This is a genomic window from Dactylosporangium sp. NPDC051485 (assembly GCF_040682015.1).
Lineage (GTDB): Bacteria > Actinomycetota > Actinomycetes > Mycobacteriales > Micromonosporaceae > Dactylosporangium.
On record NZ_JBFAZW010000020.1, the window covers coordinates 92,899 to 118,951 of the forward strand.

The 26,053-nt window shown below is 71.1% G+C and carries 24 protein-coding genes; 12 read left to right on the forward strand and 12 right to left on the reverse strand.

The features are described 5' to 3' along the window. Nucleotides 1-40 precede the first annotated feature (40 nt). Complete coding sequence (locus AB0M46_RS14360) at nucleotides 41-628, reverse strand: NAD(P)-binding domain-containing protein (protein WP_363335922.1); 588 nt, start codon at nucleotides 626-628, stop codon at nucleotides 41-43. A 125-nt stretch (nucleotides 629-753) separates the two neighbouring features. Here AB0M46_RS14360 and AB0M46_RS14365 point away from each other — a divergent pair, with 125 nt between their 5' ends. The 6 genes from AB0M46_RS14365 (at nucleotide 754) to AB0M46_RS14390 (ending at nucleotide 5,325) form a co-directional block, all read left to right on the forward strand. Beyond that, nucleotides 754-1,098: a helix-turn-helix domain-containing protein gene (locus AB0M46_RS14365; RefSeq protein WP_363335924.1), complete on the forward strand. Its 345-nt coding sequence runs from the start codon at nucleotides 754-756 to the stop codon at nucleotides 1,096-1,098. A gap of 74 nt (nucleotides 1,099-1,172) precedes the next feature. Next, a complete protein-coding gene (locus AB0M46_RS14370; RefSeq protein ID WP_363335926.1) occupies nucleotides 1,173-1,742 on the forward strand; it encodes a sigma-70 family RNA polymerase sigma factor in 570 nt (189 codons plus the stop codon). Continuing rightward, on the forward strand, nucleotides 1,739-2,542 hold the full coding sequence (locus tag AB0M46_RS14375; protein WP_363335928.1) for a hypothetical protein: 804 nt from the start codon (nucleotides 1,739-1,741) through the stop codon (nucleotides 2,540-2,542). Before AB0M46_RS14370 ends, AB0M46_RS14375 begins: the two co-directional genes overlap by 4 nt. A gap of 34 nt (nucleotides 2,543-2,576) precedes the next feature. Then, on the forward strand, nucleotides 2,577-3,377 hold the full coding sequence (locus AB0M46_RS14380; protein ID WP_363335930.1) for an ABC transporter ATP-binding protein: 801 nt from the start codon (nucleotides 2,577-2,579) through the stop codon (nucleotides 3,375-3,377). Next, a complete protein-coding gene (locus tag AB0M46_RS14385; RefSeq protein ID WP_363335932.1) occupies nucleotides 3,374-4,693 on the forward strand; it encodes a hypothetical protein in 1,320 nt (439 codons plus the stop codon). Before AB0M46_RS14380 ends, AB0M46_RS14385 begins: the two co-directional genes overlap by 4 nt. Then, entirely contained in the window at nucleotides 4,690-5,325 is a 636-nt protein-coding gene (locus AB0M46_RS14390; protein WP_363335934.1) for a hypothetical protein, read from the forward strand. Before AB0M46_RS14385 ends, AB0M46_RS14390 begins: the two co-directional genes overlap by 4 nt. Here AB0M46_RS14390 and AB0M46_RS14395 read toward each other — a convergent pair. Both AB0M46_RS14395 and AB0M46_RS14400 read right to left on the reverse strand, forming a co-directional pair. Then, nucleotides 5,291-5,944, reverse strand: a complete 654-nt coding sequence (locus tag AB0M46_RS14395) for a response regulator transcription factor (RefSeq protein ID WP_363335936.1) — start codon at nucleotides 5,942-5,944, stop codon at nucleotides 5,291-5,293. The genes AB0M46_RS14390 and AB0M46_RS14395 overlap by 35 nt on opposite strands. Continuing rightward, nucleotides 5,941-7,932, reverse strand: coding sequence for a histidine kinase (locus AB0M46_RS14400; protein WP_363335938.1), 1,992 nt, complete (start codon nucleotides 7,930-7,932; stop codon nucleotides 5,941-5,943). The genes AB0M46_RS14395 and AB0M46_RS14400 overlap by 4 nt, the downstream gene beginning before the upstream one ends. Nucleotides 7,933-8,042: 110 nt before the next feature. Between AB0M46_RS14400 and AB0M46_RS14405 the strand changes: the two genes are divergently transcribed. The 3 genes from AB0M46_RS14405 to AB0M46_RS14415 all read left to right on the forward strand — a co-directional run bounded on the left by AB0M46_RS14405 (nucleotide 8,043) and on the right by AB0M46_RS14415 (nucleotide 10,594). Then, on the forward strand, nucleotides 8,043-8,408 hold the full coding sequence (locus AB0M46_RS14405; protein WP_363335940.1) for a hypothetical protein: 366 nt from the start codon (nucleotides 8,043-8,045) through the stop codon (nucleotides 8,406-8,408). A gap of 35 nt (nucleotides 8,409-8,443) precedes the next feature. Further along, entirely contained in the window at nucleotides 8,444-9,124 is a 681-nt protein-coding gene (locus AB0M46_RS14410; protein WP_363335942.1) for a hypothetical protein, read from the forward strand. A 294-nt stretch (nucleotides 9,125-9,418) separates the two neighbouring features. After that, a complete protein-coding gene (locus AB0M46_RS14415) occupies nucleotides 9,419-10,594 on the forward strand; it encodes a chitosanase (protein WP_363335944.1) in 1,176 nt (391 codons plus the stop codon). Nucleotides 10,595-10,671: 77 nt separating this feature from the next. Here the strand turns inward: AB0M46_RS14415 and AB0M46_RS14420 are convergent, their stop codons facing one another. The 6 genes from AB0M46_RS14420 to AB0M46_RS14445 form a co-directional block, all read right to left on the reverse strand. After that, nucleotides 10,672-11,670, reverse strand: a complete 999-nt coding sequence (locus AB0M46_RS14420) for an ABC transporter permease (RefSeq protein ID WP_363335946.1) — start codon at nucleotides 11,668-11,670, stop codon at nucleotides 10,672-10,674. Next, complete coding sequence (locus AB0M46_RS14425) at nucleotides 11,667-13,190, reverse strand: sugar ABC transporter ATP-binding protein (RefSeq protein ID WP_363335948.1); 1,524 nt, start codon at nucleotides 13,188-13,190, stop codon at nucleotides 11,667-11,669. The genes AB0M46_RS14420 and AB0M46_RS14425 overlap by 4 nt, the downstream gene beginning before the upstream one ends. Nucleotides 13,191-13,286: 96 nt before the next feature. Further along, nucleotides 13,287-14,246 (reverse strand): sugar ABC transporter substrate-binding protein, encoded by a 960-nt coding sequence (locus AB0M46_RS14430; RefSeq protein ID WP_363335950.1) that lies wholly within the window; start codon nucleotides 14,244-14,246, stop codon nucleotides 13,287-13,289. A gap of 83 nt (nucleotides 14,247-14,329) precedes the next feature. Then, nucleotides 14,330-14,719 carry a D-ribose pyranase gene (rbsD, locus tag AB0M46_RS14435; RefSeq protein ID WP_363335951.1) on the reverse strand — a complete coding sequence of 130 codons (390 nt, stop codon included), beginning with the start codon at nucleotides 14,717-14,719 and terminating at the stop codon, nucleotides 14,330-14,332. Further along, nucleotides 14,712-15,695: a ribokinase gene (locus AB0M46_RS14440; RefSeq protein WP_363335953.1), complete on the reverse strand. Its 984-nt coding sequence runs from the start codon at nucleotides 15,693-15,695 to the stop codon at nucleotides 14,712-14,714. The genes rbsD and AB0M46_RS14440 overlap by 8 nt, the downstream gene beginning before the upstream one ends. Next, nucleotides 15,688-16,737 (reverse strand): LacI family DNA-binding transcriptional regulator, encoded by a 1,050-nt coding sequence (locus tag AB0M46_RS14445; RefSeq protein ID WP_363335955.1) that lies wholly within the window; start codon nucleotides 16,735-16,737, stop codon nucleotides 15,688-15,690. Before AB0M46_RS14445 ends, AB0M46_RS14440 begins: the two co-directional genes overlap by 8 nt. Before the next feature lie 743 nt (nucleotides 16,738-17,480). Between AB0M46_RS14445 and AB0M46_RS14450 the strand changes: the two genes are divergently transcribed. Further along, nucleotides 17,481-20,507 (forward strand): SUMF1/EgtB/PvdO family nonheme iron enzyme, encoded by a 3,027-nt coding sequence (locus AB0M46_RS14450; RefSeq protein ID WP_363335957.1) that lies wholly within the window; start codon nucleotides 17,481-17,483, stop codon nucleotides 20,505-20,507. A 72-nt stretch (nucleotides 20,508-20,579) separates the two neighbouring features. On the opposite strand, the gene AB0M46_RS14455 is transcribed toward AB0M46_RS14450, so the two are convergent. Then, on the reverse strand, nucleotides 20,580-21,407 hold the full coding sequence (locus tag AB0M46_RS14455) for an ion transporter (RefSeq protein ID WP_363335959.1): 828 nt from the start codon (nucleotides 21,405-21,407) through the stop codon (nucleotides 20,580-20,582). A 198-nt stretch (nucleotides 21,408-21,605) separates the two neighbouring features. Further along, the gene (locus AB0M46_RS14460; protein ID WP_363335961.1) at nucleotides 21,606-22,421 is read right to left on the reverse strand and encodes a hypothetical protein; all 816 of its coding nucleotides are present in this window, start codon (nucleotides 22,419-22,421) and stop codon (nucleotides 21,606-21,608) included. Nucleotides 22,422-22,875: 454 nt separating this feature from the next. Between AB0M46_RS14460 and AB0M46_RS14465 the strand changes: the two genes are divergently transcribed. Both AB0M46_RS14465 and AB0M46_RS14470 read left to right on the forward strand, forming a co-directional pair. Beyond that, nucleotides 22,876-23,127, forward strand: a complete 252-nt coding sequence (locus AB0M46_RS14465; protein WP_363335963.1) for a hypothetical protein — start codon at nucleotides 22,876-22,878, stop codon at nucleotides 23,125-23,127. A 251-nt stretch (nucleotides 23,128-23,378) separates the two neighbouring features. Continuing rightward, entirely contained in the window at nucleotides 23,379-24,542 is a 1,164-nt protein-coding gene (locus tag AB0M46_RS14470) for an epoxide hydrolase (protein WP_363335965.1), read from the forward strand. Between the two features lie 780 nt (nucleotides 24,543-25,322). Here the strand turns inward: AB0M46_RS14470 and AB0M46_RS14475 are convergent. Next, nucleotides 25,323-25,976 (reverse strand): TetR/AcrR family transcriptional regulator, encoded by a 654-nt coding sequence (locus AB0M46_RS14475; RefSeq protein WP_363335967.1) that lies wholly within the window; start codon nucleotides 25,974-25,976, stop codon nucleotides 25,323-25,325. Nucleotides 25,977-26,053: the final 77 nt, after the last annotated feature.

Genomic DNA, 26,053 nt, shown 5'->3' on the forward strand with positions numbered 1-26,053 from the left:
CGCAGCGCCGCCGACGATTGCCTCAGTCCCGGGAGAAGGCTCAACGCGCGATCGCCAGCGCAAATGGGACCGGTCCCACGGCGGCGATCAGCGGCCGGACCATGAGTACGAAGGACTCCGGCCACCAGGCATTCGCGACGCCACCGAGGTCGATGACCCACTGCGGCGCCCAGCCGAGGTCGGTGAGCAGCCCGGCCACCGCCGTTTTGGCGTCGGCGTCGTCACCGCAGAGGAAGGTCGACGGCGGTACCGCCACGCTGGCCGGGTCGACCATCAGCGCTGCCGGTCCCACCGTGTTCAGCGCCTTGACCACGTGAGTGTCGGGGAGGGCGCGTTGCAGCGCTTCCGCGAGGTTGGGGTAGAGCAGGCGAGACGCGAAGCCGTCCGGCCCCTGCTCCACCGCGTTGGCGACATCGACGAGCACCTTGTCGGTCAGCGCCGGGCGCAACCGCCGGAGTACCTCGACGGACACCGCGCCAGGCAGCGCGTTGACGACGATGTCCGCCGAAGCGGCCGTGGACTCCAGGCGGTCGCGGGTACCGACGACGACGTCGTGTCCGGCCGCGGCCAGCGCCGGGGCCAGTGCGCGAGCCACGTTGCCGGCGCCGAGGATTCCGATCATGCTCATGTCCCGACGATAGGGTTGAGGCTGTCTCGTCGGCAGTACGCACTTTGAGGTGCCTGGAGGATGCGATGGCAACCGGTGGAACTGCCGAACGCCGGGCTGGTGCGCGTTCGGCGTACCTGATGTCGATGGCCGCATGCCCGACACACCGCGTGCTGGACCGGTTGGGGGAGCGCTGGGTCAGCCTGATCCTGAAGGAACTCGCAGACGGGCCACGCCGGCACGGCGAACTGTCCCGCATGGTCGCGGGAGCCACCCAGAAGATGCTCACGCAGACGCTGCGCGGGCTGGAACGCGACGGCCTGGTGACGCGGTCGGTAACCGGTTCGGTGCCACCTCGCGTGGAGTACCGGCTCACGCCGCTCGGCGAGAGCCTGCTCCCGGCAATGGCGGCGGTGACCGCATGGGCCGAGCGGCACATCGGCGACATCGACGCCGCCCGGACGGCATACGACTCGACCGCATCACGCTGATCGCGCATACGCGCTGAATCGGCGCCGCCGCCTGTGACGCGGGACACTCTCGGCGATGCACCAGATCGGGTGGGATGGTCGTCTTGCCTGATGTGGGACGAAGTTTGGACGCGCTCGACGAGGCGGAACTCGTGCGCCGCACGGCGGCGGGCGACCGGCGGGCCTTCGACGAGTTGTACCGGCGTACGTCGCCGTGGCTCGCCGTGCGGCTGCGCCGGCGCTGCGCCGACGACGACGTGGTCGCCGACGTGATGCAGGAGACCTATCTCGCGGTCTGGCGGGCGGCCGGGAGTTTCGCCGGCGCTGCCACCTCCGGCAGCGCGGTCGGCTGGCTCTGGACGATCGCCGCCAACCGGCTGGTCGACGCGTTCCGCAGGCGCGCCCGGCAGCCGCAGGTGTCGGCCGTGCCGCCCGCCGAGACGGTTGTTCCGGCAGCCGAGGACGAGGTGCTGGCCGGTCGGATCGGCCAGGACCTCGAGCGGGCGCTGCTGGCGCTGCCGCCCGAGATGCGCGAGGTGTTGCGCGCCATGGCGCTCGACGGGCTCAGCGCCCGCGAGACGGCCGTGCTGCTCGGCGTGCCGGAGAACACGGTGAGGTCCCGCGCGCGGCGGGCCCGGATCGCCCTGCGGGAGGCGCTGTCATGACCATGCACCCGAGTTCCGCCGCGATCGCGCAGTACGCCGCCGGCGGCCGAGGCCTGGACGAGGCCGCTGTCTGGTCGGTCGAGATCCACCTGGAGGAGTGCGCGGACTGCCGCGCCCGGCTGGCCGGCCGGGCGGCCGGGGACACCCTCGCCCTGCTCGACCGGGTTGCCGCCGGACTCGACCGGGAGATCGCCGCCGGGCCCGCCCCAGTCCGGCGGGCCCGCCGCTGGTCGGGGCCGCGGCGCCGCTGGCTGGTCGTCGCGCTGGCGCCGTGGGCCACCATGACCGTCGCGGTGCTGCTCTGCGCGTCGGTGCTGAACCGGCTGCTGCCCGGCCTGCCGTCACTCGTGCTGCTGCTCGCCCCGGTCGCTCCGCTGCCCGCGGTGGCGGCCGCCTGGAGCCGTCGCCTCGACCCGGCCGGGGAACTGATATCCAGTACCCCCGTGGCCGGCCTGACCATGTTGCTGCGGCGCACGCTGGGAGTGCTCGCCGTGATCGTTCCGGTGCTGGCCCTGATCGGTGCCGGTACCGGGACGTCGCTGGCGCTGATGCTGCTGCCGTGCTTGGCGTTCACCGCCGGCACCCTCGCGGTCGGCGCGCTGGTCGGCGTGCCCCGCGCCGCCGCCGGCCTCGGCGCGCTGTGGGCGCTGGCCGTGGTCGCGCCGACCTTGATCACCGAGGACCTGCCGGTCGTGCTGCGGCCCGGCAGCGCCGCCGTCTGGGCGCTGGCCACCGCGGTGCTGGCCGGCGCCGTGGTCCGCCGCGCCGCCGACTTCCGCCGGCTGACCAGCCACTCCTGAGCGTTCCCCTGGTTCTGCTACGAAAGGCATCACCATGCGTATGGTGCGCGCGGCCGATACGGCCCCCACCGCCTATCCCTGGATCGTGCAGGCCGACGGCCTGCGGGTGAAGGCCGGCACCCACCTGGCCGTCGACGGACTCGACCTGGCGCTCGGCACCGGCGTGCACGCCCTGCTCGGGCCCAACGGCGCGGGCAAGACCACGCTGATGCGCGCCCTGGCCACCGTGGTGAAACCGGTCGGCGGCACGTTGACCGTGCTCGGCGCGCCCGTGCACGGCCGCGCCGAGCTGCGGCGGGTGCGCCGCGCCCTGGGTTATCTGCCGCAGCATTTCGGCTTCTACCCGCGGTTCACCGTGCGCGAGTTCGTGGAGTACGTGGCCTGGCTCAAGGAGATGCCCAAGCCCGAGGTGCCGGCGGCGGTGCAGCGGGCGATCGACCGGGTCGGGCTTGCCGCCAAGGCCGATGCGCGGATGAAGACGCTGTCCGGCGGCATGCTGCGCCGGGCCGGCATCGCCCAGGCGATCGTGAACGACCCGGAACTGCTGCTGCTCGACGAGCCCACCGTCGGCCTCGACCCCGAGCAGCGCCTGGACTTCCGCGAACTGCTGCGCGACCTCGGCGTCGACAGCTGCGTCCTGGTCTCCACCCACCTGGTCGAGGACGTCGTGGCCGCATGCACCGACGTCGTCCTGCTCAATGAGGGCCGGCTGGTGCACAGCGGTACCACCGCCTCGCTGATCGCCGAGGGCGGTTCCAGCGACGCCGGGGACAGCCCGGCCGAGCGGGGCTACTCTGCCCTGCTGCGCCGCCACCGGGCGGAGGCGGGCCGATGAGCCGCATACTGCGCATCGAACTGCGCCGCTCCGCCGCCCTCTGGGCCGGCCTGATCCTGCTGGTTGCCGGTGTGGTCATGTGTTACGTCGCCCCGCAGCGCTGGTCGTCCGGCTGGATGGCGCTGGCCATGATCGAGCGCGAGTACCTCATGGCGATGGCCCCGCTGGCGCTGTCGGCCGGGGCCTGGCAGGGCCGCCGGGAGTCCCGGGCCGGCCTGTCCGAACTCGTCGAGAGCACACCCCGGCCACGCCTGCAGCGGGTCCTGCCGGTCCTCGGCGCGCTCGGCCTCGCCGTGATCGGCGGTTACCTGGCGGTCCTGGCGGTGACCGCGCCGTGGATCGCCGGCACCGCCCGGTATCTGCCCGCGGCGGCATTCGCCGTGGTGACCGTCGGGGCCCTCACCGTGGCCGCGGCGGCCTGGCTGGGCATCGCGGTCGGTCGCCTGTGGCCGTCGATCGCCGCCGGTCCGGTGCTCGCGTGCGCGGGCATCGGCTGGCTGATGGGCTTCCCGGCGGCGGCCCGCGGTCAGCAGTGGCTGGGCATGCTGTTCTCCCCGATGTACGGGATGAGCCAGTTCAGCGACTACGAGACGGTGTCCGGCCGGCTCACCGCCGCCCAGGCGGTGTGGCTGGTGGCGCTTGTTGTCACCGTGTACGTCCTGCACGGGGCCGAGCGGCGCCGGGCGCGGATGGCGGCGTTGCTGCCGCTGGTGCTCGGCGTGGCCGTGGCGATCACGGTGCTGCCGCACGACCGCTCCGTCGAACATGCGATCGACCCGGTCGCGCAGGAGCTCGTCTGCACGACCGACGCCCCGAAGGTCTGCGTTGCCCGGGTCCACTCCGCCCTGCTGCCCGAGGTCACGCCCCAGGCGCGGCAGGCGCTCGCCTTGCTCGCGAGGTTGCCGCAGCCGCCGGCCGAGGCGCACGAGGACACCGCCACCTGGGGGAGCGGTGTGCCCGAGCCGGGACCCGATCCGGCCGGGGTGGCGCTGATGACCTTCGCGGTCGACGCCCGCGGCCACCTGGCCTTCCCGGACGACCTCGTGCCGCGGACCGTCGGCCGGGTGCTGGCCAACGTGGGCCGGTGCCCCGGCGGGCTGGACTCGTCGATCCTGCGGGCGGCCACGTACTGGCTGGTCGGCACCGAACCACCGGACGAACCCGGCGTCGACGACGACCGGTGGAACGACCACGTCCGCCAGCTGTGGCAGGGCCTGCGGAAGCTGCCCGAGGCGCGGGCGCTGGCCCGGGTCACGGCGGTGCGCGAGGGCGCCCTGCGATGCGCCGACCTCGAGGGGATGCTGAGCGACGCATGAGGTGGCTGACGCTGTACCTTCGGTCGCGCCGGGTTCCGGCGGCGCTGGCCGGGGCCGCCGCGGGCATTGCGGTGATGTGGGTGCTCGGCGCTGCCACCAGCGACAGCGCCCCGGGCCGCACGATGGTCGTGCTCACCGTCCTGCTGCTGACCGGGGTGCTCACCGCCACCCTGGGCGGCCCCGACGAGGAGCTGGACCGAACCGCCGCGCTGCCCTGGGCGCCGCGCCGGATCGCTCACCTGCTCGCCGCCGTGACCGTGGTGGCCGGCCTGCCGTTGCTGACCCAGCTCACCCCAACCGGCTTCGGGCCGGCCGGACTGGTGATCAGGGACGCTGCCGGCCTGCTCGGCCTGACCGCGCTGAGCGCGCCGCTGCTCGGCGCGGGCCGGGCCTGGTTCGCGCCGCTGGGCTGGACGCTTGCCGCGACGATCTATCCAGCGGCCGGGCAGGTGCTCGGGCAGATGCTGACCTGGCAGACCCAGGCGCCGGGCAACGTGCCGGCCGCGGTGACGGCCGCGACGCTGGCGTGCGGCGGCCTGATCGCATACGCGGTGGCCGGCCCGGCCAGGCACGAACGCTCCGACGCGGCGACCGTCGTCATGGCGCGAGCGTGGCGGGGCCAGGCTGGTTGAGGTACGCGAGCACCGCCAGCACCCGCCGGTGACCCTCCTGCGACGTGGGCAGCCCCAGCTTGTGCATGATCGAGCTGACGTGCGCCTCGACCGTGCGGTCGGTGAGCCAGAGCCGGCGAGCGATGCCGATGTTGGTCAGGCCCTCGGCCATGAGGGCCAGCACGTCGCGTTCGCGTTCGGTGAGCGGGGCGAGCAGCCGGTCGCTGCGCTGCCCGCCGACGAGCCGGCGCACCACCTCGGGATCGAGGGCGGAGCCGCCGGCACCGATCCTGCGTACCGCGTCGAGGAACTCGTCGACGTCGAGGACCCGGTCCTTGAGGAGATAGCCGAACCCGCCGTGCGCGACGAGTTCGACGGAATGCCGGGTCTCGATGTGCTGGGAGAGCAGCATGATCCCGCAGCGAGGCCGGGTCGTGCGGATCTGCCGGGCCGCGCGGGCGCCGTCGTCGGTGCGGTCGGGGGGCATCCGGATGTCGATGATCGCGAGCTCGGGATCGGTCCGCTCGACCGCCTGCAGCAGGGATGGGGCATCGTGGGCCTTCTCCACCACGTCGTGCCCCGCGTCGGCCAGCAGGCGCGCCAGTCCCTCGCGAAAGAGCGCGGAATCCTCACCGATCACGATTCGCACGGCAGCACCGCCTCCACCGTGGTACCTCCGGCAACGGGGCTCACGACCCGCAACCGGCCGCCGGCCGCGGCGACCCGGTCGGCGAGACCACCCAGGCCGGATCCGGGGCGGACGACCGCGCCACCGCAGCCGTTGTCACGCACCCGGACCGTCAGCCGTCCCGCGTCCCGGCACACCGTGACGCCGATCGCGGTGGGCTGCGCGTGCTTGACGGCGTTCGTCGCCGCCTCGGTGACCACGTAGTAGGCCGTCGTCGCCAGGTCGTCGGGGATCGGGTCGGCCGTGCGCAGGTCCAACGTCACCGGGATCGGCATCTGGCCCACCATCGCGTCGAGCGCGCGGTCCAGCCCGTCGTCGAGACTGCTCGGCCGCAGCCCGTGCGCGATCTGCCGCAGCTCCGTGACGGCGTCGCCGAGCTCGGCCACCGACTGGTCGAGGAGGCCGTCGACGTCGACCGTGCCGTCGTCGAGGTGGCGCTGGGCCAGCCGAAGCCTCATGCCGAGCGCGACGAGCCGCTGCTGGGCGCCGTCGTGGAGGTCCCGCTCGAGCCGGCGCCGCTCCTCATACCCTGCGGTCAGCAGCCGGGCCCGGCTGGCCTCCACCGCCCCCAGCGCCGAGGCCAGCTCCGCCCGCAACCGGACGACCTCGACCAGCAGCGAGCTGGCCGAGGCCACCTCGCGCAGCAGTTCCCGGCTCGCCCCGCCGCCCGCCGCGACGACGCCGATCTCGTTGCCGCCCAGCCGTACCGGGGCCGACCGCCCGGACGGGGCCAGGTCCGGCTCCACCGGGCGTCCCGCCGTGTCGAGCATCGCGGCCGATCCGGGCAGCCGGTAGCCGACCCTCAGGCTCGGGTCGCGCAGGGCCGTGCGCAGGACGCTCTCCAGCTGCTCGGGCCGGGCGCTGCCCGCGTCGGTCCGCTGGCGCAGGTCCTCGATCGCGGCGATGGCCGCCTCCCGGGCCGGGTAGAGCCGGTGGTCGACGAAGCGCTGCAGACGGTTGCGCATCGGCGCGAGCGCGGCGGCGCAGACCGCGGTCGCGGCCGCGGCGGCCACCGGCGAGCCGCGGCCCGCGCCGAGACCGACCACGAACGACGCCGCCGTGTAGAAGGCCAGCAGCATCGCCGTCGCGAGGGCATAGGTCGCCGTCGTGCTCAGCGCCCGATCGACGTCGTACAGGTCGTGCTTGAGCAGGGCGATCGTGGTCGACGCCGGGATCGCGAGGTAGGTCGCGATCAGTCCGGCGAGGCCGAGCTCGGGCCGGTCGAACACCAGATAGCCGGCCCAGCACAGCAGGAGGGTGATTGGCAGGAAGCTCGCCCCCAGCACGAACCACTTGAGCTGGGCGCGCTCGACGGCGCCGCCGGTGCGGCGGTACCGCACGACGATCGACGCGAGCGACGCGACGAGCAGGCCGAGGAAGACCGGCAGCAACACGAACGCGAACGGCTCGATGGCGCCCTGGACCTCGGGGGGCGCACGGAACGCCTTGGACACGCCCGGATACCGCGCCGCCGGCGTCGGGTCGAAGGCCGCCGCCAGGATGAACAGCACCGGCACCACCAGCAGCCCCGCGACCACCCAGCGCCAACGCGGTCCGGGCACCCGGCCCTCGGGCACGAGCAGGAACAACAGGGCCGGCGGCACGTACAGCAGCATCCAGGCGCCACGAACGAGGTCGACGTAGACGGCCGCCAGCGGCAGGCGCGGGTCGACGGCCAGGGCGGCCGGGTACAGGTCGCTGACGGCGACCCCGACGAAGGCGGCGCCGGTGCAGACGAGCAGCAGGCCGACCACGTTGCGGGGGCGTCGGGTGGCGACCGTCAGGCCGAGGAGGACGGAGGAGAGTCCCAGCACTTCGCCGACCGCCAGCTCCACCGTGGCGGACCCGTCCCGGGCGATCACCGCCAGGTAGATCCCGAACCCGGCCAACGCGAGCACCGCCGCCCCGGCGAGGTACGCGACCAGCCGCTTCCCGTACATCGCCCCACCGTAGCGGCGCCCGGCGGCGGCGCGCATGCGTGCCAGTACGGAAGATCTTCCGGGAGCTGGCACGGATGCGATCGGTGGCCGGCGAACCGGACGCTGTGCCCATGAAGCGGTCAATCTCCCTCACCGCCGGCCTGGTCCTGGCCGGCCTGCTCGGTCTCCTCGACGTCGTCTCGCTGCCGTTCGGTACCGACGGGCCGCCCATGGCGGTGCTCGTGATCGACGCCGTGCTCGGTCTCGGCACCATCGTCGGTGTCGTGCTGGCGTGGCCGAACCGATCTCGGGCCGGCGCCGTCACGGTCATCGTGACCCTGCTGCTGTCCGCGCTGAGCGCCGTGCCCGCGTTCTTCGTGGCCGGTGCCCCTGCCCCGGCCAAGGTCGGCGCCGCGGTCGGCATCGTGCTCACCCTGCTCTGCGTCGCCCTGGTGGCTCCCGCCCTCCGCGCGCGCCCCGCCGGGGTGTCCTCCTAGCCGGCCGAGCCGGCGTCACACGGATTGGAACCGTCATGCTGGACAGTGCAACCGAAACAACCACCACGCACCGCCGCGCGACCGCGCTCGCGGCGGCCCTGTTCACCGCGCCCTGGGGATTCGTCGTCGCCAACGCCGCGTACGCCTGGTCCACCCGCGACGGCGGCGGCGACAGCGACGGGGCCGGTGCCCTGGCGCTCGCCGCCGCGCATCCCGGGCTGACCCGGCTCTCCGGCCTGGCGGCGATGGTCGGCAGCCTGCTCATCGTGCCCGCCGTCCTCGGCGTCAAGCGGCTCGTCGGCGAGCGCAGCCGCAGGCTCGCCGGCATCGCGGCGGCGCTCACCGCGGGCGGCTACATCTGCTACTTCGGCATCGCCATGAACACCTTCGTCACGCTCGCTATGGCCCGCCACGGCGGCGCGACGGCCGGCTTCGCCGAGGTGCTCGACGAGGCCCAGTCCGACCCGTCGGCGTTGTGGGTGTTCCTGCTCTTCGTCCTCGGCAATCTCGTGGGCACGGTGCTGCTGGCCGTGGCGCTGTTGCGCAGCCGTACCGTGGCCACCTGGGTCGCCCTCGCGCTGGGCGCCTGGGCGCCGCTGCACATCGCCGGCCTGGTCGCCGGCACCGAGTGGTTCGAGGTCGCGGGGGCCGTCAGCCAGGCCGTCGCCCTGGCCGCGGTGGGGCGTGCGCTGCTGAACGCCCCGGCGCAACGCTGACCCGCACCGGACCCGGCTGGGCCCGGCCCGTCAGGACAGTCCGCGCCGTGCAGGCCCGGGCCCGCCGCATCCTGACCGGCTGGACCGGCGCGCACGACCCGCGGCCCGAAGAGGTCCCCGGCGGCGGCCGGGCGGGTCCGGTGCCCAGCCCGGCCGCGACGGCCTCATCCACGGTCGGTCGCGAGGTGGGAGCGGGGTGGTTGCCGGGATCATGAGCGCGTCCGGGTGTGCCGATGGTTCCGCCGACCGGGTTTCCGACGGACGGGTGGGTTCGGCATGGCGGCAAGGTGGACGGTGGCAGGGATCGCGGCGGTGGTCGCGGGGGTGACGCTCGGCGCGCCGAGCGCGTACGCGGCGGACGCCGTCGTGTCCAAGGGGCGGGCGGTGGCCGCATCGGCGGGGAACGCGGCGCGCGCCGTGGACGGGAAGACCTCGACGCGGTGGACGACGAGCGGGCGCGGCACGCAGTGGCTGCGGGTCGACCTCGGGGCCGTGAGCGCCGTCAGCCGCGTCCGGCTGTCCTGGGGTCCCGCCTTCGCCAAGGTGTACCGCGTGGAGACCTCGGCCGACGGCAACACCTGGGCGCCGTTGTACGCCACCGGCGCCGGCGACGGCAATACCGACGACATCGCCGGGCTTCAGGGCAGCGCGCGTTTCGTGCGGCTGACGGCGACCCCGCGCGGCACGAAGGGCCTCGCGCTCGGCGAGCTGGAGGTCTTCGGCCACCGGATCGAATCGGCGCCGGTACCGGTGCCGGCGCCGGCACCGCGGGCGGACCTCAGTACCGATATCGCCATGCAACTCGTCTCCTCAGCGGAGAACTCCAGCCTCGACTGGCGGGCCCAGTACCAGTACATCGAGGACATCGGGGACGGCCGCGGGTACACCGGTGGCATCATCGGCTTCTGCTCCGGCACCGGCGACATGCTCGAGGTCGTCGAGGCCTACACCGCGGCCGTGCCCGGCAACGTCCTGGCGAAGTATCTGCCGGCGCTGCGCAGCGTGAACGGTACCGCCTCGCACACGGGCCTCGGCGCGGCGTTCGTCGCCGACTGGAAGCGCGCCGCGGCCGACCCGGCATGGCGTAAGGCCCAGGACGACGAGCGGGATCGGGTGTACTTCAACCCCGCGATCGCCCAGGCCAAGGCCGACGGCCTGCGGGCCCTGGGCCAGTTCGCCTACTTCGACGCGCTCGTCATGCACGGCCCCGGCAACGACGCCACCAGCTTCGGCGGCATCCGCAAGGCGGCCCTCGCCAAGGCGAAGAGCCCGGCCCAGGGCGGTGACGAGACCGCGTACCTCAACGCGTTCCTCGACGCCCGGGTCGCCGCGATGCGCACCGAGGCGGCGCACAGCGACACGAGCCGCGTCGACACCGCCCAGCGCGTGTTCCTCGCCGCGGGCAACCTCGACCTGCGGGTGCCGCTGTCCTGGAAGGTGTACGGCGACTCGTACACCATCACCGCCTGAACCCGCCCGGGAACCTGATCGACAAGGCCAGCCGACCGGCGCGTGCACCGGTCGGCTGGCGTGCAGGAACGGAGGTGCTATACGACGGACAGGCGGGTCGACAGCCGCTTGCGGTACGCGTCGAGCACCACGGCCACGATGATGACGGCGCCGGTCACGATGATGCGCTGGAAGTCCGAGACGCCCATGAGCAGCAGTCCGTTCGTCAGCACGCCGAGCAGGCATGCCCCGAGCAGCGTGCCGATCACCGAACCCCGCCCGCCGGAGAGGCTCGCGCCGCCGATCACGACCGCGGCGATCGCGTTGAGCTCATATCCCTGCCCGAGAATCGGGCTGGCCACGCCCAGCCGTGCCATGTAGATGATCGCCGCGATGCCCACGCAGGCCCCGCCGATGACGAAGCAGATTACCTTGATGACGCCGGTGCGGTGCCCGGACAGGCGCACTGCCTCTTCGTTGTTGCCGGTGGCGTAGACCAGCCGCCCGAAGACCGTCCGGGACAGCACGAACCAGGCGATGGCCGCCATGAGCAGCGCGACGACGAAGACCGCGGGCAGGCCGGCGACGGTCGCGGTGCCGAACTTGGTCAGCGCCGTGGGCAGGTTGTAGATGGTCGCCGCGCCGGTGTACTGCTCGGCGGCGCCGCGGGCGATGTAGAGCATGCCGAGCGTGACGATGAACGACGGCACCCGCCAGTGTTCGGTCACGAACCCGTTGATGAAACCGGTCGCGGCACCGATCAGGAGGCTGAGCAGGATGGCGACGGGGATGGATCCGGCGCCTGCGCCCTTCATCGCGGTGCCGGCCACCACGGCGCACAGGGCGATGACCGAGCCGACCGACAGGTCGATGCCGCCGACGAGAATGATGAAGGTCATGCCGACGGCGAGGATCGTGTTGAGCGTGATCTGGGTCAGGATGTCGCGCATGTTCTGCGCCGTGCCGAAGTGTGGTGCGAACGCCAGGAAGAACAGCGCCAGCACCACCAGCGCGATGCCGATGCCGGCCTCACCGAGGACCTGGCTGGCGATGCGGTTGGTGCGCGGGTTGGCGCGGGCCTGACTGAGCGAGGTCATGCCGAAATTCCGTTCTTGAGGTAGCCGGAGTAAGCGAGATTGAGCAGCTGCTCGGCGTCGAAGTCAGGTCGGTCGACCTCGCCGGCGATCTGACCCTTGGAGAACACGACGATGCGGTCGCAGATGCCGAGCAGTTCGGGCAGGTCGGAGGAGACCACGAGCACACCCTTCCCGGATTCGGCGAGGTTGATCAGCAGCTGATGAATCTCGTACCGGGCGCCGACGTCGATGCCGCGGGTTGGCTCGTCGACGATGAGCAGGTCGGTGTCGGCCGCCAGCCAGCGCGCGAGCACGACCTTCTGCTGGTTGCCGCCGGACAGTGCCCGTACCGTCTGCTGCGGGCCGGTCGAGCGGACGTGGAGGCGGTCGGAGAGCTCGCGGGCGGATGCGTTCTCGGCGGCGCGGCGCAGCAGGCCCAGCCGGCTGACCCGATCGACGCTGGCCAGGCTGATGTTCGCGGCGATCGGCAGGTCCAGGACGAGTCCCTGCGCCTTGCGGTCCTCGGTGAGAAAGCTGATGCCGTGGCGCACCGCGTCGCGGGGATGCGCGATGCGCACGGTGCGGCCGCGAATCTCGACGGTGCCACCGGTGGCCCGGTCGGCGCCGAAGATCGCCCGCATCGTCTCGGTGCGTCCGGAGCCGACGAGCCCGGCGACGCCGACCACCTCGCCGGCGCGCACGGACAGCGATACCGGTGGCGCGTCGTCGGTCACCCGCAGGTCGGTGACCCGCAACAGCTCGTCGCCGGTCGGCCTGGCGGTGACTGGCGGGTACTCGGCGTTGAGATCGCGGCCGACCATCTTCCGTACCAGGTCCGCCGGAGTGAGCGCCGCGACCGGCCCGGTGTGGACGTTCCGGCCGTTACGCAGGACGGTGAGGCGGTCCCCGATCTCGAAGATCTCCTCCAGGTGGTGCGAGATGTAGATGACCGCCACGCCGTTGTCGGTGAGCCGGTGCAGCTGCGCGAACAGCGTGGCCGTCTCGCGCGGGGTGAGCGTGGCGGTGGGTTCGTCCATCACCAGCAGCCGGCACTCCGCGGACAGCGCCTTGGCGATCTCGATGAGCTGCATCTGCGCGATGCCCAGGCGTTCCACCGGCGTGTCCGGGGAGACGTCGAGCCCGACCTGGTCGAGCAGTACGCCGGCGCGCCGCCGCATCGCCTTGCGGTCCACGAGCCCGAGCCGCCCGGGCATCCGCTGCAGGAACAGGTTCTCCGCCACGGTCAGGGCCGGCAGCAGCGCCAGCTCCTGATGGACGACCTGGATGCCGGCTCGCAGCGCGTCGGCGGCGGTGAGGGGCCGGTGCGGCACCCCGGCGAGGGCCATCGTACCGGCGTCGGGGCGTTCGATACCGGCGAGACACTTGACGAGCGTGGACTTGCCTGCGCCGTTCTCGCCGATGAGGACGTGGATCTCCCCGGCATCGACGCTGAGGTCGACGTCCTCGAGGGCCGTCACGCCGGCGTATCGCTTCGTCAAACCGGTGATCTCGAGCAGGGGGGTGTTGCTGACGGTCGGCATGGTGACCCGACTCCTTCGGGGGCTGCGGTCCCATATGGTGAGGAAAGCTGGGGTGGGGTCGATTCCGGCGACCCCACCCCAGTCGGTCGGGCGGTGTCAGCCGACGTTGTCCTTGGTGATGACCTTGATCGGCGTCTTCTGCCATCCGGTCACCTGCTCGCCATTGATCATCTTGATGGCGTAGTCGATGCCGTTGGCCGCCTGGTCCGAGCCGTACTGGTCGAGGGTCGAGACCAGCACGCCGTTCTGCAGGTACGGCTTGACCGCGGAGATGTTGTCGAACGACGCGACCTTGACGTTGGCCTTCCGCTCCTCGATGACCTTGGCCACGCCCAGCGCCATCGAGTCGTTGGAGGCCAGCACCCCCTGAATGTCGGGGTGCGCGGTGAGCATGTTGCCGAACACGGTGTGCGCCTCGTCGGTCTCCCAGTGCGCGGTCTTCGAGTCCAGCAGCTCCAGTCCGCCCTCGGTCACCGCGTCGTTGAACCCGTTCTTGCGCTGCAGCGCGTTGTCGGCGCCGGGGTTACCTTCCAGGATGACCACCTTCGCGCCCTTGCCCAGCACCTTGGCCAGCTCGAGGCCGGACTGCTTGGCGCCCTCGCGGTTGTCGGGGCCGACGAAGGGCACGTCGACGCCGGCCTGCTTGAGCGCGTCGTCGTCGAGCTTGACGTCGATGTTGACCACCTTGATGCCGGCCTTCGTGGCCTTCGCCACCGACTGCACCAGCGCCTTGGAGTCGGCCGGGGCCAGGACGATGGCGTGGACCTGCTTGGTGATGCACTTCTCGACCAGCGCGACCTGACCGTCGACGTCGGTCTCGTTCTGCGTTCCGCTCGAGTCGAGGGTGACGTTGCCGAGCTTGGCGACGTGGTCGACGGCGCCCTTCTGCATCTGCTGGAAGTACTCGTTGGCGAGTGACTTCATGACCAGGCAGACGGTGGGTTTGCCGGTCGGCTTGGGCGCCGCGGCCTCACCGCTGCCCTCCTGACCGCAGGCGGCCAGCGGGAAAGCGGTTGCCACGGCAGCGATGGCGGCGAGCGCAACCCTTCGGTTCATGGGGGTTCTCCTTCGTGTTTTGTGTCGGGGGGTGGTGCTGTTCCTGCCGCAGGTGTCGGACGGGTGCGGCGCGGGGGCGAACGTCAGAACGCGACGCCTGCGTGCAGGACGACATTGGCGTACGGGGTGGCCTCGCCGGTCCGGATGACCGCGCGGGCGCCCGCGGTGAGTTCCTTGAGTTGTTCGTGCGGAACGGCCGACCGGCCGATGTGGCCGAGGGAGGCGGCGAGGCCTTCGACGGTGGCCTGATCGGTGAGTTCGGTGGCGATCGTGGCGTGCTCGAAAACGCCTTCGGCGAGGACGGTCCGCAGCACGGGGAGAAAGCCGGGTTCGCCGCGGCGCCACAGCAGGTCGATGCGCTCCACACCGGCCGGGACCGGCAGGCCGGCGTCGGCCACGACGATCATGTCGGTGTGGCCGAGGCCGGTCAAGACCTCGATGAGGCGAGGATGCCAGAGGCCGTCGCTACGCATGGTGCGCCTTTCCGCTGACGGGGATCGGCGTTTCCGCAGCCGACAGCAGCGCGTCGACCTCCGGGCGGCTGGGCAGGGCGCTCTGCGCGCCCAGGCGGGTCGCGGCCAACGCACCCGCCGCGCACGCGCGGCGGACCGCGACGTGCAGGTCGCGTTCTCCGGTGGCGCGGGCCACGGCCAGCTCGGCGCAGAACGCGTCGCCGGCGCCGACCGCGTCGAGCACCTCGATCGGGAATGCCGGGACGTGCTGGCTGTGCCCGTCGAGTCCGGCCAGCACGGCGCCGTCGGCACCCAGGGTGACCACCACCTCGGGCGGGCCGAGGCGGCGCAACGCCAGCGCGTAGGCGTGCGGGTCGGCCCCGGCGGCTGAGCTCGTCGCGTCGCTGATCAGTCCGGCCGCTTCGGTCTCGTTCACGACCAGCAGGTCGGCCAGGACGATGAGCTCGAGCAGCGCACCGTCCACAGTGGGCGGTAGCGGCGCGGCGTTGAGCACGACGGGCACCCCGGCCGCGCGGGCCAGCCGTGCCGCCGCGAGACAGGTCTCGATCGGGATTTCCAGCTGGAGCAGCAGCACGCCGGCGGTGCGCAGCTGTTGGTTGAGCGCGCCGAGTCCGTCCGGCCGAAGCCGCCCGTTGGCGCCGGGCGAGATCGTGATCATGTTTTCGCCCGTCGGGTCCACCAGAATCAGTGCCGTGCCGGTCGGCCCGGGGACCGGGGTCACCCCGCCGATGTCGACGCCGGCCTCGGCGAGGGTGGTGCTGAGCTGGTCGGCGAACTCGTCGTCGCCGACGCGGCCGATCATCGTGGTGGACACGCCCAACCGGCGGGCGGCGACCGCCTGGTTGCCCCCCTTGCCGCCGGCCCCGCGCTCGAGGTCGCCGCCCGGCACCGTCTCTCCCGGTCGCGGCAGGCGCGGCACCCGTACCCGCAGGTCCATGTTCAGACTGCCCACTACGACAACACCGGGCTCAGACATTGTGGTGCTCACCTATCGTTGAGTCGCCGCCCGCGGGATCCGGGCATCCGCAGGAGCCGCGGGCAACGAGCTTGGTTTCGTGGATGATTCGCCGCGTCGAGAGTTCCGGGTTGGCGATTTTGCCGAGCAGCCACTCGACCGCCGAGCGACCGAGCTGGTCGACGGGCTGACGCATCGTGGTCAGCGCCGGCACCGTGTAGGCGGCGCCGTCGATGCCGTCGAACGCGCAGATGGCCACGTCGTCCGGGACCCGCAAGCCGAGTTCCGCAGCGGCCCGCAGCACGCCGAGGGCCTGCTCGTCGCTGGCGACGAACAGCGCGTCGGGACGTTGCGCGCCCGACAGCAGGCGCAGGCCGGCGCGATAGCCGTCCGCTCGCCCGAACGGCACGTGCATCAGGGGCACATCCGCCGAGTCCCGGCCGGCCTGCGTGAGCGCCCGGCGCCAGCCGGCGACCCGGTCGACCGTCGGGTGGAGACCGGCGAGACCGGCAAGGCAGCCGATGCGCTGCCGGCCGTGCTGCACCAGGTGCGTGGTGGCCTGATAGCTGCCACCCTCGTTGTCGACCAGGACGTGGGTGGCGCCCGGGAGCTCGAGCTCTCGGTCGAGCACCAGCCGGGGCACAGGCGTGTCGGAGAGTTCGGTGATCCAGCCCCGCGGGCCGTGTGCCGGCACCACGATCAGCCCGTCAACCTGCCGGTCGATCAGGGTCCGGATGTACTTCGCCTCGCGGACGTCGTCGCCCATGGCGTTGCCCAGCAGCATCGTGTAGCCGGAGGCGAAGCCGACGTCCTCGATCGCACGCGCCAGCTCGGCGAAGAACGGGTTGGAGTTGTCGGGCACGACGAGCCCGATGGTCATCGTGCGAGAAGTCTTCAGCGACCGGGCCACGGCGTTGGGGCGGTAACCGAGTTCCTTGATGGCCTCGACGATCCGCTGGCGCGTCGCGGGTGCGACGTTGCGAGGTCCGTCGTTGAGCACGTAGCTGACGACGGCCTCCGAGGTGCCTGCCAAGCGCGCTACGTCGCGGCGAGTTACCACCATCGCAACCCTTCAATTCGTGTTGACAACTCGTGTTGATGGAGGAGTATTGCCGCCCCGGCATCGATGTGCAAGGGGTTGCCGACGTAACGGTTCGGTAATGCGCCGGTCGCCGCATCCGGGGCTCAACCGCCCCGGGCGGCGGCGTTTGCCGTGCGTAAAACGTGAACGCGACACGCGTGTCACGAACCGGTAACAACCATGGTCCGGCTCTTGCTGCACGGTGTCCGGTCCGCTTGCCTTGGGGTCCTCAACGCGTGTTGATACCACTGTCACCATCCGCGGCCTCAACCCATGAACCACGGGAGGATGTCCGTGCAAGCCGACGAACCGTCCCTAGGGCCAGCACCGCTGTTGCCCTGAGGTCCAGCCTGACCTGGCCGGCCAGGCCCCGAACCCCGTCCCCGATGCGGACGCGATCGGCATCGATCGCGTCGCGACGCTTCGCACTGCCCTGATGCGCCCCAACCGATCCAGCCCAGACATGCACGACACCGAAGCGGCGGCCTTGCCGGCCGATGCGCGCAGCGGCACACCCGCGCGGGCATCGACGGCCCCGTGATGCCCGCGCGGCATCCTCGGCAGCGTCACCTCCGCTGACGGGTGCCTCCATCGGAGCGCCCGCCGCCGCAGCGCTCGGACCCCCTGCCCCACCCGGCCAGACGCGGTACATGCGTCGAACCACCGCATCGAACCGCATCAACTCGTGTTGCTACCCAACCGACTCCCAAACAGGAGAGGGAACCATGACGCCCGACGAGCAAGCGCACGCGCCCCAGCGCGACGCGATGACGCAGGCCCTCGGCTCGACCGGACTGAACCGCCGCCGCCTCCTCGGCGGCATCGGCGGGGTTGCCGGACTGTTCGCCATCGGCGAGCTGTTCCCGCAGGCCGCCTCGGCGGAGACGCCGGCCTACCAGGTGGTCATCGGAGGCTCGCGTTCGCAGCAGATCCTCGGACCGGCCACGCCGGCGGACACCGCGAACTGGCTGGAGGCGATGAAGGCCTGGCGGCAATCCGAGCACGCGCGTTTCGGCTACGACCCGAGCAACTACGCGCGCCCGGAGCTGCAGTGGGCGCAGAGCAACCCGATGCAGCCGCAGACGATGATCGAGGACCGCTACCTCTACGACCCCGCCAAGCAGCGCTACACCGTCGACCGGTACCTCGACGACGTGACGCGCCGCTTCGGTGGCATCGACTCGATCCTGCTCTGGCCCACCTACCCGAACATCGGGGTGGACAACCGCAACACCGTCGAGATGATCCGCGACATGCCGGGCGGCTTCGACGGCGTGCGCAAGATGGTTGCCGAGTTCCAGGCCCGCGGCGTGCGCGTGCTGTTCCCAATCATGTCCTGGGACTACGGCTCGCATGACCCTGGCGCGTCGACCTGGGCGGACGTCCTGCCCCGGGTCATGGCGCAGATCGGGGCCGACGGGCTCAACGGCGACGTGCTGAGCATTGTCACGAAGGACTACTTCGACAACTCGCTGGCCGCAGGCCGCCCCCTCGTGCTGGAGCCCGAGCTCGGCCTCGGCAACTTCGGCACCTCCACCGCCGCCGCCGGCCGTGCGGCCGTCGGCTGGAACACGATGTCGTGGGGCTACTGGACGAACGACGCCGCGGTGCCCATGGTCAGCGCCAACAAGTGGCTCGAGCCGCGCCACACCGTGCACGTCAACGACCGCTGGTCGAAGAGCAAGATCGACCTGCTGCACTCCGCGTTCTTCAACGGCACGGGCCTGTCGACCTGGGAGAACATCTGGGGCATCTGGAACGGGATGACGGAGCGCGACGGCGAGGCGACCCGCCGCGTCGCCGAGATCGAGCGCAAGTTCCCCAAGCTGCTGGTCAGCTCGAAGTGGGAGCCGCACACCCCGACGCGGCAGGCCGGCGTGTACGCGAGCAAGTGGCCGTCCGAGACGGGCAGCCAGACGCTGTGGACGATCGTCAACCGCGACGCGAACCCGCGCACCGGTGCGCAGCTCGAGGTCGACTACAGCTCCGGTATCCGCTACTACGACGTCTGGAGCGGCGTCGAGCTCAAGCCCGAGGTGACGGGCAACCGCGCCGTGCTGTCGTTCACGATCGAGGGCAAGGGCTTCGGTGCGGTGCTCGCGAGCACCACCGCCGACCTCCCGCGGGACTTCGACGAGTTCCAGCGGACGATGAACAAGTACGCCAAGCGTCCGCTGTCCAGCTACTCCGCGGCGAACTTCGTCCTGCCCCAGACCATGACGAAGATCAACACTACCGGGAAGGCGCAGCAGGCGCCGGCCGGCATGGTGTACATCCCCGCCGCCAACTACCGCTTCGCCGTGCGCGGTGTCGAGATCGAGGGTGGCATCCTGCCCGGGGTCGGCGTCCAGTTCCCGGGTGAGGCGCAGCCCAGCCGCTACCACGCGCTGACGATCAACATCGCGCCGTTCTACATCGACAAGACGCCGGTGACGAACGAGCAGTTCCAGCGCTTCATGGACGCCACCAATTACCGTCCCGAGGACAGCCACAACTTCCTCGCGCACTGGGACTGGAGCGCGAACCAGCGTCCGAAGTACAAGGCGGGCTGGGCCAAGAAGCCCGTGACGTTCGTGTCGATCGAGGATGCGCGTGCCTACGCGAAATGGGCCAAGGCCCGGCTGCCGCACAGCTATGAGTGGCAGTACGCCGCTCAGGGCCTCGACAACCGCAGCTACCCCTGGGGCCGCACGTTCGACGCCACCCGCGTGCCGGCGACGTTCAGCGGTCGCGACGAGCTGCGCCCGCCGGACGACGTCGACGCGCACCCGAGCGGCGCGAGCCCGTTCGGCGTGCTGGACCTGGTCGGCAACGTGTGGCAGTGGACGGACGAGTTCACCGACGAGCACACCCGCACCGCCGTCCTGCGCGGCGGCAGCTACTACCGCGCGCTGGGCTCGACGTGGTACTTCCCCTCGAACGAGACCGCCTACCGGCTCGACCACCAGAGCAAGTACCTGCTGATGGCTCCCGGACGCGACCGCGCCGCGACCATCGGCTTCCGCACCGTGGTCGACGCCGCGCAGCCGGCCCCGACGGCCGTCGACAACGGCACCATCGTCGACGACAACGCGCCCGGCTGGCGGTTCAACGGCTGGAACGCCGCCAACGACGTCGACAACTACAACGGTGCTTACCACGGCGGTGCCGGCACGGGCAACTGGGCCGAGTACACGTTCACCGGTACCGGCGTCGACGTGTACGGCTGGCGCGGGCCGAACGGCGGCGTGCTGCGCGTGCTCGTCGACGGCGTCGTGCAGGGCGGCCCGATCTCGCTGTCGCGTGCCACGGCCATCTACAACGAGCTGCTCGTCCGCGCCGGCGGTCTCGCCGACGGCACGCACACGCTGCGGATCGAAGCCGACGCGTCCAGCCCGGCCGCCGCGGTGAACCGGGTCGACTACCTGCGCGTCTACACCTCGCACGACACGCAGCCGCCCGCGCCGCCGGCCCTGACGCTCAGCTCGTCGTCCGCTGCCGCCGGCAGCACGGTCACGGTCCAGGTGCGCTTGCGCAACGAGAGCGCGGCCGCCGTCTCCGGTCAGCTGCGGCTCGCTGCGGACGCGCCGCTCACCGTCGCGCCGGCGGCACTGCCGATCGGCAAGCTCGCCCCGCACGCCGAGGTGACCGGCGAGTTCGTCGTCACCGTCCCCGCCGGGACCATCCCGGGCGACAAGCTGTTGCGCGCGGTCGCGGAACTGGACAAGGCGGCCAACGCCGAGGGGTGGACCACCCTCCAGATCTCCGCGTAGCTCCAGCGACGCGCCGGCTCCGGGGTCCTCTCCCCGGGGCCGGCGCTCCCGCCTGCTCCGGCGCGGCGAGCATTACGTACCGCCGGGCCCCCGGTCGATGCGCAACTCCCGCTCCAACTCCTGCACGAGCGCGCGCAGGTCATCGAGGCGTTGGCTGACCGCGATCCGGTCGATCTCATCGGGCACGCCGTCGCCGTCGACGTCGTAGTCCGGCGACAGGCCGTCGGTCATCTCGAGCCGGCGGGCCTCCTCCATCGAGTTCACGATGACGGCGATGAGGATGTTCATCAGCAGATTGGCCGTCAGCACCACATAGCTCACGTAGTAGATGAGCGTCCAGGGTGAGAACTCCACCCCCTTCTGGATCAGGTCCGGCAGGTTCTCCAGTGACAGCAGCACGAACAGCGTCAGCACCGCGCGCCCGATGGTCCCGTAATCCTGCGGGTAGACGTTGCCGAAGATCAACCAGCCGGCCATCCCGTACACGTACAGCGACACCAGGGCCAGGGCGAGGAAGCCACCGACGCCGGGGAGGCTGCGCAGCAAGGCGGTCACGATCGTGCGCAGGCCAGGGGAGAAGCGGACCAGGCGGACCACGCGGGCGATGCGGATGACCCGCAGGGCGGCGGAGTCGCCGTGGAGGCCGGGCACGAACGCGGACGCGATCACGATGAAGTCGAAGACGTTCCAGCCCTGCTTGAAGAAGTCCTGCGGCCGGCGGCCGTGGGCGAGGATGCGGATCGCGATCTCGGAGACGAACGCGATGCGGAAGCCCCATTCCAGCTCGTCCAGCACGACGCCGATGGCGCCCGGGTGCGGATAGGTCTCGACGGCGAGGACCATCGCGTTGGCGCCGACCAGCAGCACGATCGCCACCTCGAACGCCCGCGACTTCGTCACGCCGGAACACCATCTCGCCACACGAGCCACATCGATCATGAGACGATCTCACCGTTGTGGACCATCAGTCGGCAAGTGGCGGCGCACTTCGACCGGACGGGCCGCACCGGACTCGACACCCGGCGAAGCCATTCCTGAACGGTGAACCGGGGCGGATCCTGTGGACCCGCCCCGGCTCAGCGCACTGGGCCCTATGGGTCAGCTGGGCTCAGGGACGCGGACCGTGATGCAGTGCTTGGGCGGGTTGGGGACGCGGCTGTTGATGGCCCAGGTACAGCCCCGGCCCCACGCCGTACCGGTGACGTGCGTGACCGGCAGGGCGTCGATGAGGTTCTGGGAGCAGTACGACAGGCTCGACGCCGGGGTGGCGTTGAGCAGGGTGCCCGAAGCGCAGGTGGGCGCGAAGACCGACAGAAAGGACCGGATCCAGCGCTGCCCCTCCGGCGTGTCGTCCCAGCCGAAGTAGTCGAAGTCGACGTCTCCGATGGTGATCCAGGCGCCCCAGTCCTCGCCGCCGTCGTAGTGCTCGCTGGCGTCGTAGTAATGCCACTGCACACCGTTGCCCTCGGTGCGGATGAACTCGTCGGTGTAGGACGAGGGGACGTCGATGACGTTGCAGTTGGTCTTGTTGTTGTGGGCGGTGGAGTCGCGGCACAGGACCGCGGTGATGGCGTTGGTCGAGGTCGGCAGGCCGGTGACCTGCTCGGTGGTGCCGTTGCCGCAGGCCCAGTGCTCGGTGGTGGCGGCCGCGGTCCATTTGACGTAGGCGCATTTGCCGTCGGCCACGGTGTCGGTGATGTTCAGGGCGAAGGCGCGCGTCCCAAGCGCGTCCCAGCCGTTCGCCACCAGTTTCGCCCCCGGCACGTCCAGCTTGACCTGCACGCTGGTGCCGCCGGTGTACTTCCAGGAGCCGGACCATCCGGTGCCGGGGGGAATGGCGAGCGCGGCCTGGGGAGCGATCGCCACTGTCGCCGCAACGGTGACCGCGACGACGAGGATTCGGGTCAATCTCATAGCCGGCGAGTCTGCGCAGTGCCGAGGTTGCACGCCCGTGACTGTCGTTGTTGCGACGATAGCTTCGCGGCCAACCGGTGCGGGCACAGTCAGTTCCGCTCGCGGCGCGGCCCAGCTCAACGCGGCGGCATGCGCAAGAGGCTCAGCCGGCAATTCGTTGCCCAAGTTCTGGGCTGCAAAGGCTCCGCCTGTCTGCCGGTCGCATCCACGACCGGCAGCTTTAAAGTCCGAAGTGGACGATCAACTCGCCATGGCCACTTCGGCGCCCAGACGTCATCACGCATGACCACGGTGGCAATCAGGAAGACAGCAGACCGAGGGGGATCAGGGCAATGGGTGCGGCCAGCGGGTTGAGGCGGTGCTCTAGATTGACTTGAGTCGGCACACGGGGGGGCACATGACAGTTTTCGGCTGCCGGACCTGCGGAGCCGCGCTGACGGTTCCCGTGTCAAGGGTGGCGCTTCCCGTCCACGCACATCAGCAGTACGGGAGCGGGCCGGGTTCACTCGACTCGGTGCTGGAGCCGGGCACATTCGCGGTGGATCCATTGCCGTCCGGTTCGCCGTGGCGCCGGTGGGCCGAGCTCGAGCCGGACGGCCGGATTCTCCTCAGCGTCCTGGCCCGACTGCCCGAAGTCAGGCAGCCCTGGCTACGCGCCATCTACGACCGAGGCCGCCCCTACAGCTACAGCGACTACGTCTTCTGACCGGCTGGTGCACTGTCGTTGTCGGTTGGTGTTCGGCGAGGCGCCAGCCGACGATGGTGTGGAATACCTTGGAGCAATCAAAATCCACAATGGACAATGAGACTGTCTGCTTGCGCAGGTAAATCGCGGTTCGATGCGGCTCGTAATGACGATTCCCGACGATTTGAAGCCCATGCTGCGCGCCGGGGCCAGCGCGGCGAATAGTGGTGCGCCTCCCGCACGGACCGAAACCCTCACGTACCGTATCAATCATGATTGAGCCGTTCAGGACGAGCACTGGGTCCGCTGTCCTCGACGACCTTCGCGCGCGGCTGCGGGCGACGCGGTGGCCGGACGCACCCGAGGACGCGGGCTGGTCGCAGGGCGCCGACGTGGCGTACCTGCGCGAGCTCGCCGCCTACTGGGCCGACGGCTTCGACTGGCCGGCGCAGGAGGCGGCGCTGAACCGGCTGCCCCGCTACCGGACCACGCTCGGCGGGCACCGCGTCCACTTCGTCCACGCCCGCGCCAACGCGCCGGCCGCAACGGCGCTGCCGCTGATCCTGAGCCATGGCTGGCCCGACTCCTTCTGGCGGTACACCAAAGTCATCTCGCTGCTGACGGACCCCGGCGCGCACGGAGGAGACCCCGCCGACGCCTTCGACGTCGTCGTGCCGGACATGCCCGGCTACGGCTACTCCGACCGGCCCGCCGGGACGCCTCCGGACACCATCGCGGTCGCCGGGCTGTGGGCCGAGCTCATGCGCCGCCTCGGCTACGAGCGCTTCGGCGCGGCCGGCGGCGACATCGGCAGCGGGGTGAGCCGCTACCTCGCCCTCGACCACCCCGGCCGGGTCGTGGCCGTGCACCGCATGGATGCTGGGCTGCCCGTGTTTCTTGGCGACCGCGCCGACCTCGCACCCGAGGAACGCGACTTTCTCGACGGCGCCGCCGGTTGGGCCGCGGCCGAGGGCGCCTACGCCGCCATGCACCGCACCAAGCCGCAGACCGCCGCCGTCGGGCTCAACGACTCGCCGGCCGGGCTCGCCGCCTGGATCGTGGAGAAGTTGCGCGCGTGGAGCGACTGCGGCGGCGACGTCGAACGCGCCTTCACCCGCGACGAGATCCTCACCAACGTCACCATCTACTGGCTCACCGGCACGATCGGGCCGGCGATGCGGATGTACCGCGTGAACGGCGCCATCCCGCCCGCGCAGCACGCCCGCCGGGTCGAGGTGCCGTCGGGCTTCTCGCTGTTCCCGGCCGACCTCGTGCGGCCGCCCCGGCCCTGGCTCGACCGGATCGCCAATACCGTGCGGGTGAGCGAGCACGCACGCGGCGGGCACTTCGCCCCGTTCGAGCAACCGCAGGTGTACGCCGAGGAGCTGCGCGAGTTCTTCCGGCCCTACCGCTCGCGATCGATGTCGCGACCATAAGCCGGGACGCGGCCTCCGTCCGGGTGGCCGAGGCCGACGAGTTCCTGGCCTGGGCCGAGGAGATCGCCGCCGGGGGGACTCGGCGTGGGCATCGAACGGATCGGGTACCTCGTGACGATCTTCGCCCTCGCGATGGCCATTGGCGGCCCGATCCTGACGGCGGCCCTGCTTCGCGTCCCGCCGACGAGGGCGCTCATGCTCGTCTTTGCCGTGTTCCTGGTCGGCAACGTCCTCGCCGCGCTGGCCACGAGCTACTCGACCATGGCGATCGCCCGGATCGTCAGCGGGACTGCCTCGCAGGCCTTCTTCGGCATCTCCGTGTCGATGAGTGTCCGTCTGGTCGCCGTGGCGGTCGGGAGACAGGGTGTACCGCAGTCAGAACCACATCCGGACGAGGACCAGAAGCGACACGACGGTCACGATCGTGGCCACGGCCTGGGGATCGACCGATCCGTTCCGCAGCGAAGACAGCCATTCGAGGAGCACCAGCCCATTCTCGAAGCTCGCGACCCGCCGGGAATCGGCAGAAGAGCGGAGGCCGTTCCGTCAACGGCGGTGTTTGCCGCGGCGAAGCGACGCTGTCAGGGACAACGGAAGTTCCCCGATCGCGGACTTGAGCCCTCCCCGGTTTGCGGACGGCGAACCTCCCCAGTCGTGGACATGTCGTCCCCATCGCACTGGACTGCGATCGGACCCTCCGGACTCGACGCATCGTGTGTGGTGGCAAAGGGGGATCACGAACTCGGGTCGCCGTGGTCTACGCGTCTGGCGGACCAGCGGTCAACGCGTCGTTCGATCCTGACGAGTGTCCGGCGCAGGCCGGCACAACGTGTGCTCGGCGGTGTCGGCGAGGGTGGCGGTGACTGCGTCGGTGGACAGTTGTCGACCGGTGAACAGCAGGTCGAAGCTGTCGAAGCCGGTGAGCAGCCACAGCACGTCGGAGGCCTGGTCAGCGGTGACGCCGTCGCGCAGCGTGTGCTGTTCGTGGAGGCGTTGGGCGAGGCCGTTCATGCCTTCGGCGCGGCCTTGTTCCAGGCGTTGGACTGCCCCGCCGACTGCGTCGGCGTCGAGTTGGGCCATGGAGAACAGGGCGCGCAGGACGTCGCGGTGAGCCGCGTACATGTGCACGTTGCCGCGGATGCCGTCGCGCAGGCCCTGCCGGGCGTCGGGCTGCAGGACGGCGTGGACCATGCCGGTGAAGTCGCCGCGGTGGAGTAGGTCCATGCCGAGCGCGTCGAACAGGCCCGCACGAGACCCGAAGACCGTGTAAATGGTCGAGCGGGCCACCTCGGCGAGTTTCGCGACCTTGTCCAGGCTGACCGGTTCGGACGGCGCGTCGACGAGCTGCTGGTAGACCGCGTCGAGGATGCGGCACTTGGTGTCCACGGCGGCCTGGGCGCGCAGCCGCTGCTCGTACTTCCGCGTGGGGGGCATGAACCCGACCCTAGCATTCATTTGACATAGCGTCTTATGAAAGACATGCTGTCTTACGAAATACAGGACGTCCGATG

Coding starts and splice junctions, on each gene's coding strand:
- AB0M46_RS14360 (WP_363335922.1), bottom strand. CDS start 628: ATGAGCATGATCGGAATCCTCGGCGCCGGCAACGTGGCTCGCGCACTG.
- AB0M46_RS14365 (WP_363335924.1), top strand. CDS start 754: ATGGCCGCATGCCCGACACACCGCGTGCTGGACCGGTTGGGGGAGCGC.
- AB0M46_RS14370 (WP_363335926.1), top strand. CDS start 1,173: ATGGTCGTCTTGCCTGATGTGGGACGAAGTTTGGACGCGCTCGACGAG.
- AB0M46_RS14375 (WP_363335928.1), top strand. CDS start 1,739: ATGACCATGCACCCGAGTTCCGCCGCGATCGCGCAGTACGCCGCCGGC.
- AB0M46_RS14380 (WP_363335930.1), top strand. CDS start 2,577: ATGCGTATGGTGCGCGCGGCCGATACGGCCCCCACCGCCTATCCCTGG.
- AB0M46_RS14385 (WP_363335932.1), top strand. CDS start 3,374: ATGAGCCGCATACTGCGCATCGAACTGCGCCGCTCCGCCGCCCTCTGG.
- AB0M46_RS14390 (WP_363335934.1), top strand. CDS start 4,690: ATGAGGTGGCTGACGCTGTACCTTCGGTCGCGCCGGGTTCCGGCGGCG.
- AB0M46_RS14400 (WP_363335938.1), bottom strand. CDS start 7,932: ATGTACGGGAAGCGGCTGGTCGCGTACCTCGCCGGGGCGGCGGTGCTC.
- AB0M46_RS14405 (WP_363335940.1), top strand. CDS start 8,043: ATGAAGCGGTCAATCTCCCTCACCGCCGGCCTGGTCCTGGCCGGCCTG.
- AB0M46_RS14410 (WP_363335942.1), top strand. CDS start 8,444: ATGCTGGACAGTGCAACCGAAACAACCACCACGCACCGCCGCGCGACC.
- AB0M46_RS14420 (WP_363335946.1), bottom strand. CDS start 11,670: ATGACCTCGCTCAGTCAGGCCCGCGCCAACCCGCGCACCAACCGCATC.
- AB0M46_RS14425 (WP_363335948.1), bottom strand. CDS start 13,190: ATGCCGACCGTCAGCAACACCCCCCTGCTCGAGATCACCGGTTTGACG.
- AB0M46_RS14430 (WP_363335950.1), bottom strand. CDS start 14,246: ATGAACCGAAGGGTTGCGCTCGCCGCCATCGCTGCCGTGGCAACCGCT.
- rbsD (WP_363335951.1), bottom strand. CDS start 14,719: ATGCGTAGCGACGGCCTCTGGCATCCTCGCCTCATCGAGGTCTTGACC.
- AB0M46_RS14440 (WP_363335953.1), bottom strand. CDS start 15,695: ATGTCTGAGCCCGGTGTTGTCGTAGTGGGCAGTCTGAACATGGACCTG.
- AB0M46_RS14445 (WP_363335955.1), bottom strand. CDS start 16,737: ATGGTGGTAACTCGCCGCGACGTAGCGCGCTTGGCAGGCACCTCGGAG.
- AB0M46_RS14450 (WP_363335957.1), top strand. CDS start 17,481: ATGACGCCCGACGAGCAAGCGCACGCGCCCCAGCGCGACGCGATGACG.
- AB0M46_RS14460 (WP_363335961.1), bottom strand. CDS start 22,421: ATGAGATTGACCCGAATCCTCGTCGTCGCGGTCACCGTTGCGGCGACA.
- AB0M46_RS14470 (WP_363335965.1), top strand. CDS start 23,379: ATGATTGAGCCGTTCAGGACGAGCACTGGGTCCGCTGTCCTCGACGAC.
- AB0M46_RS14475 (WP_363335967.1), bottom strand. CDS start 25,976: ATGCCCCCCACGCGGAAGTACGAGCAGCGGCTGCGCGCCCAGGCCGCC.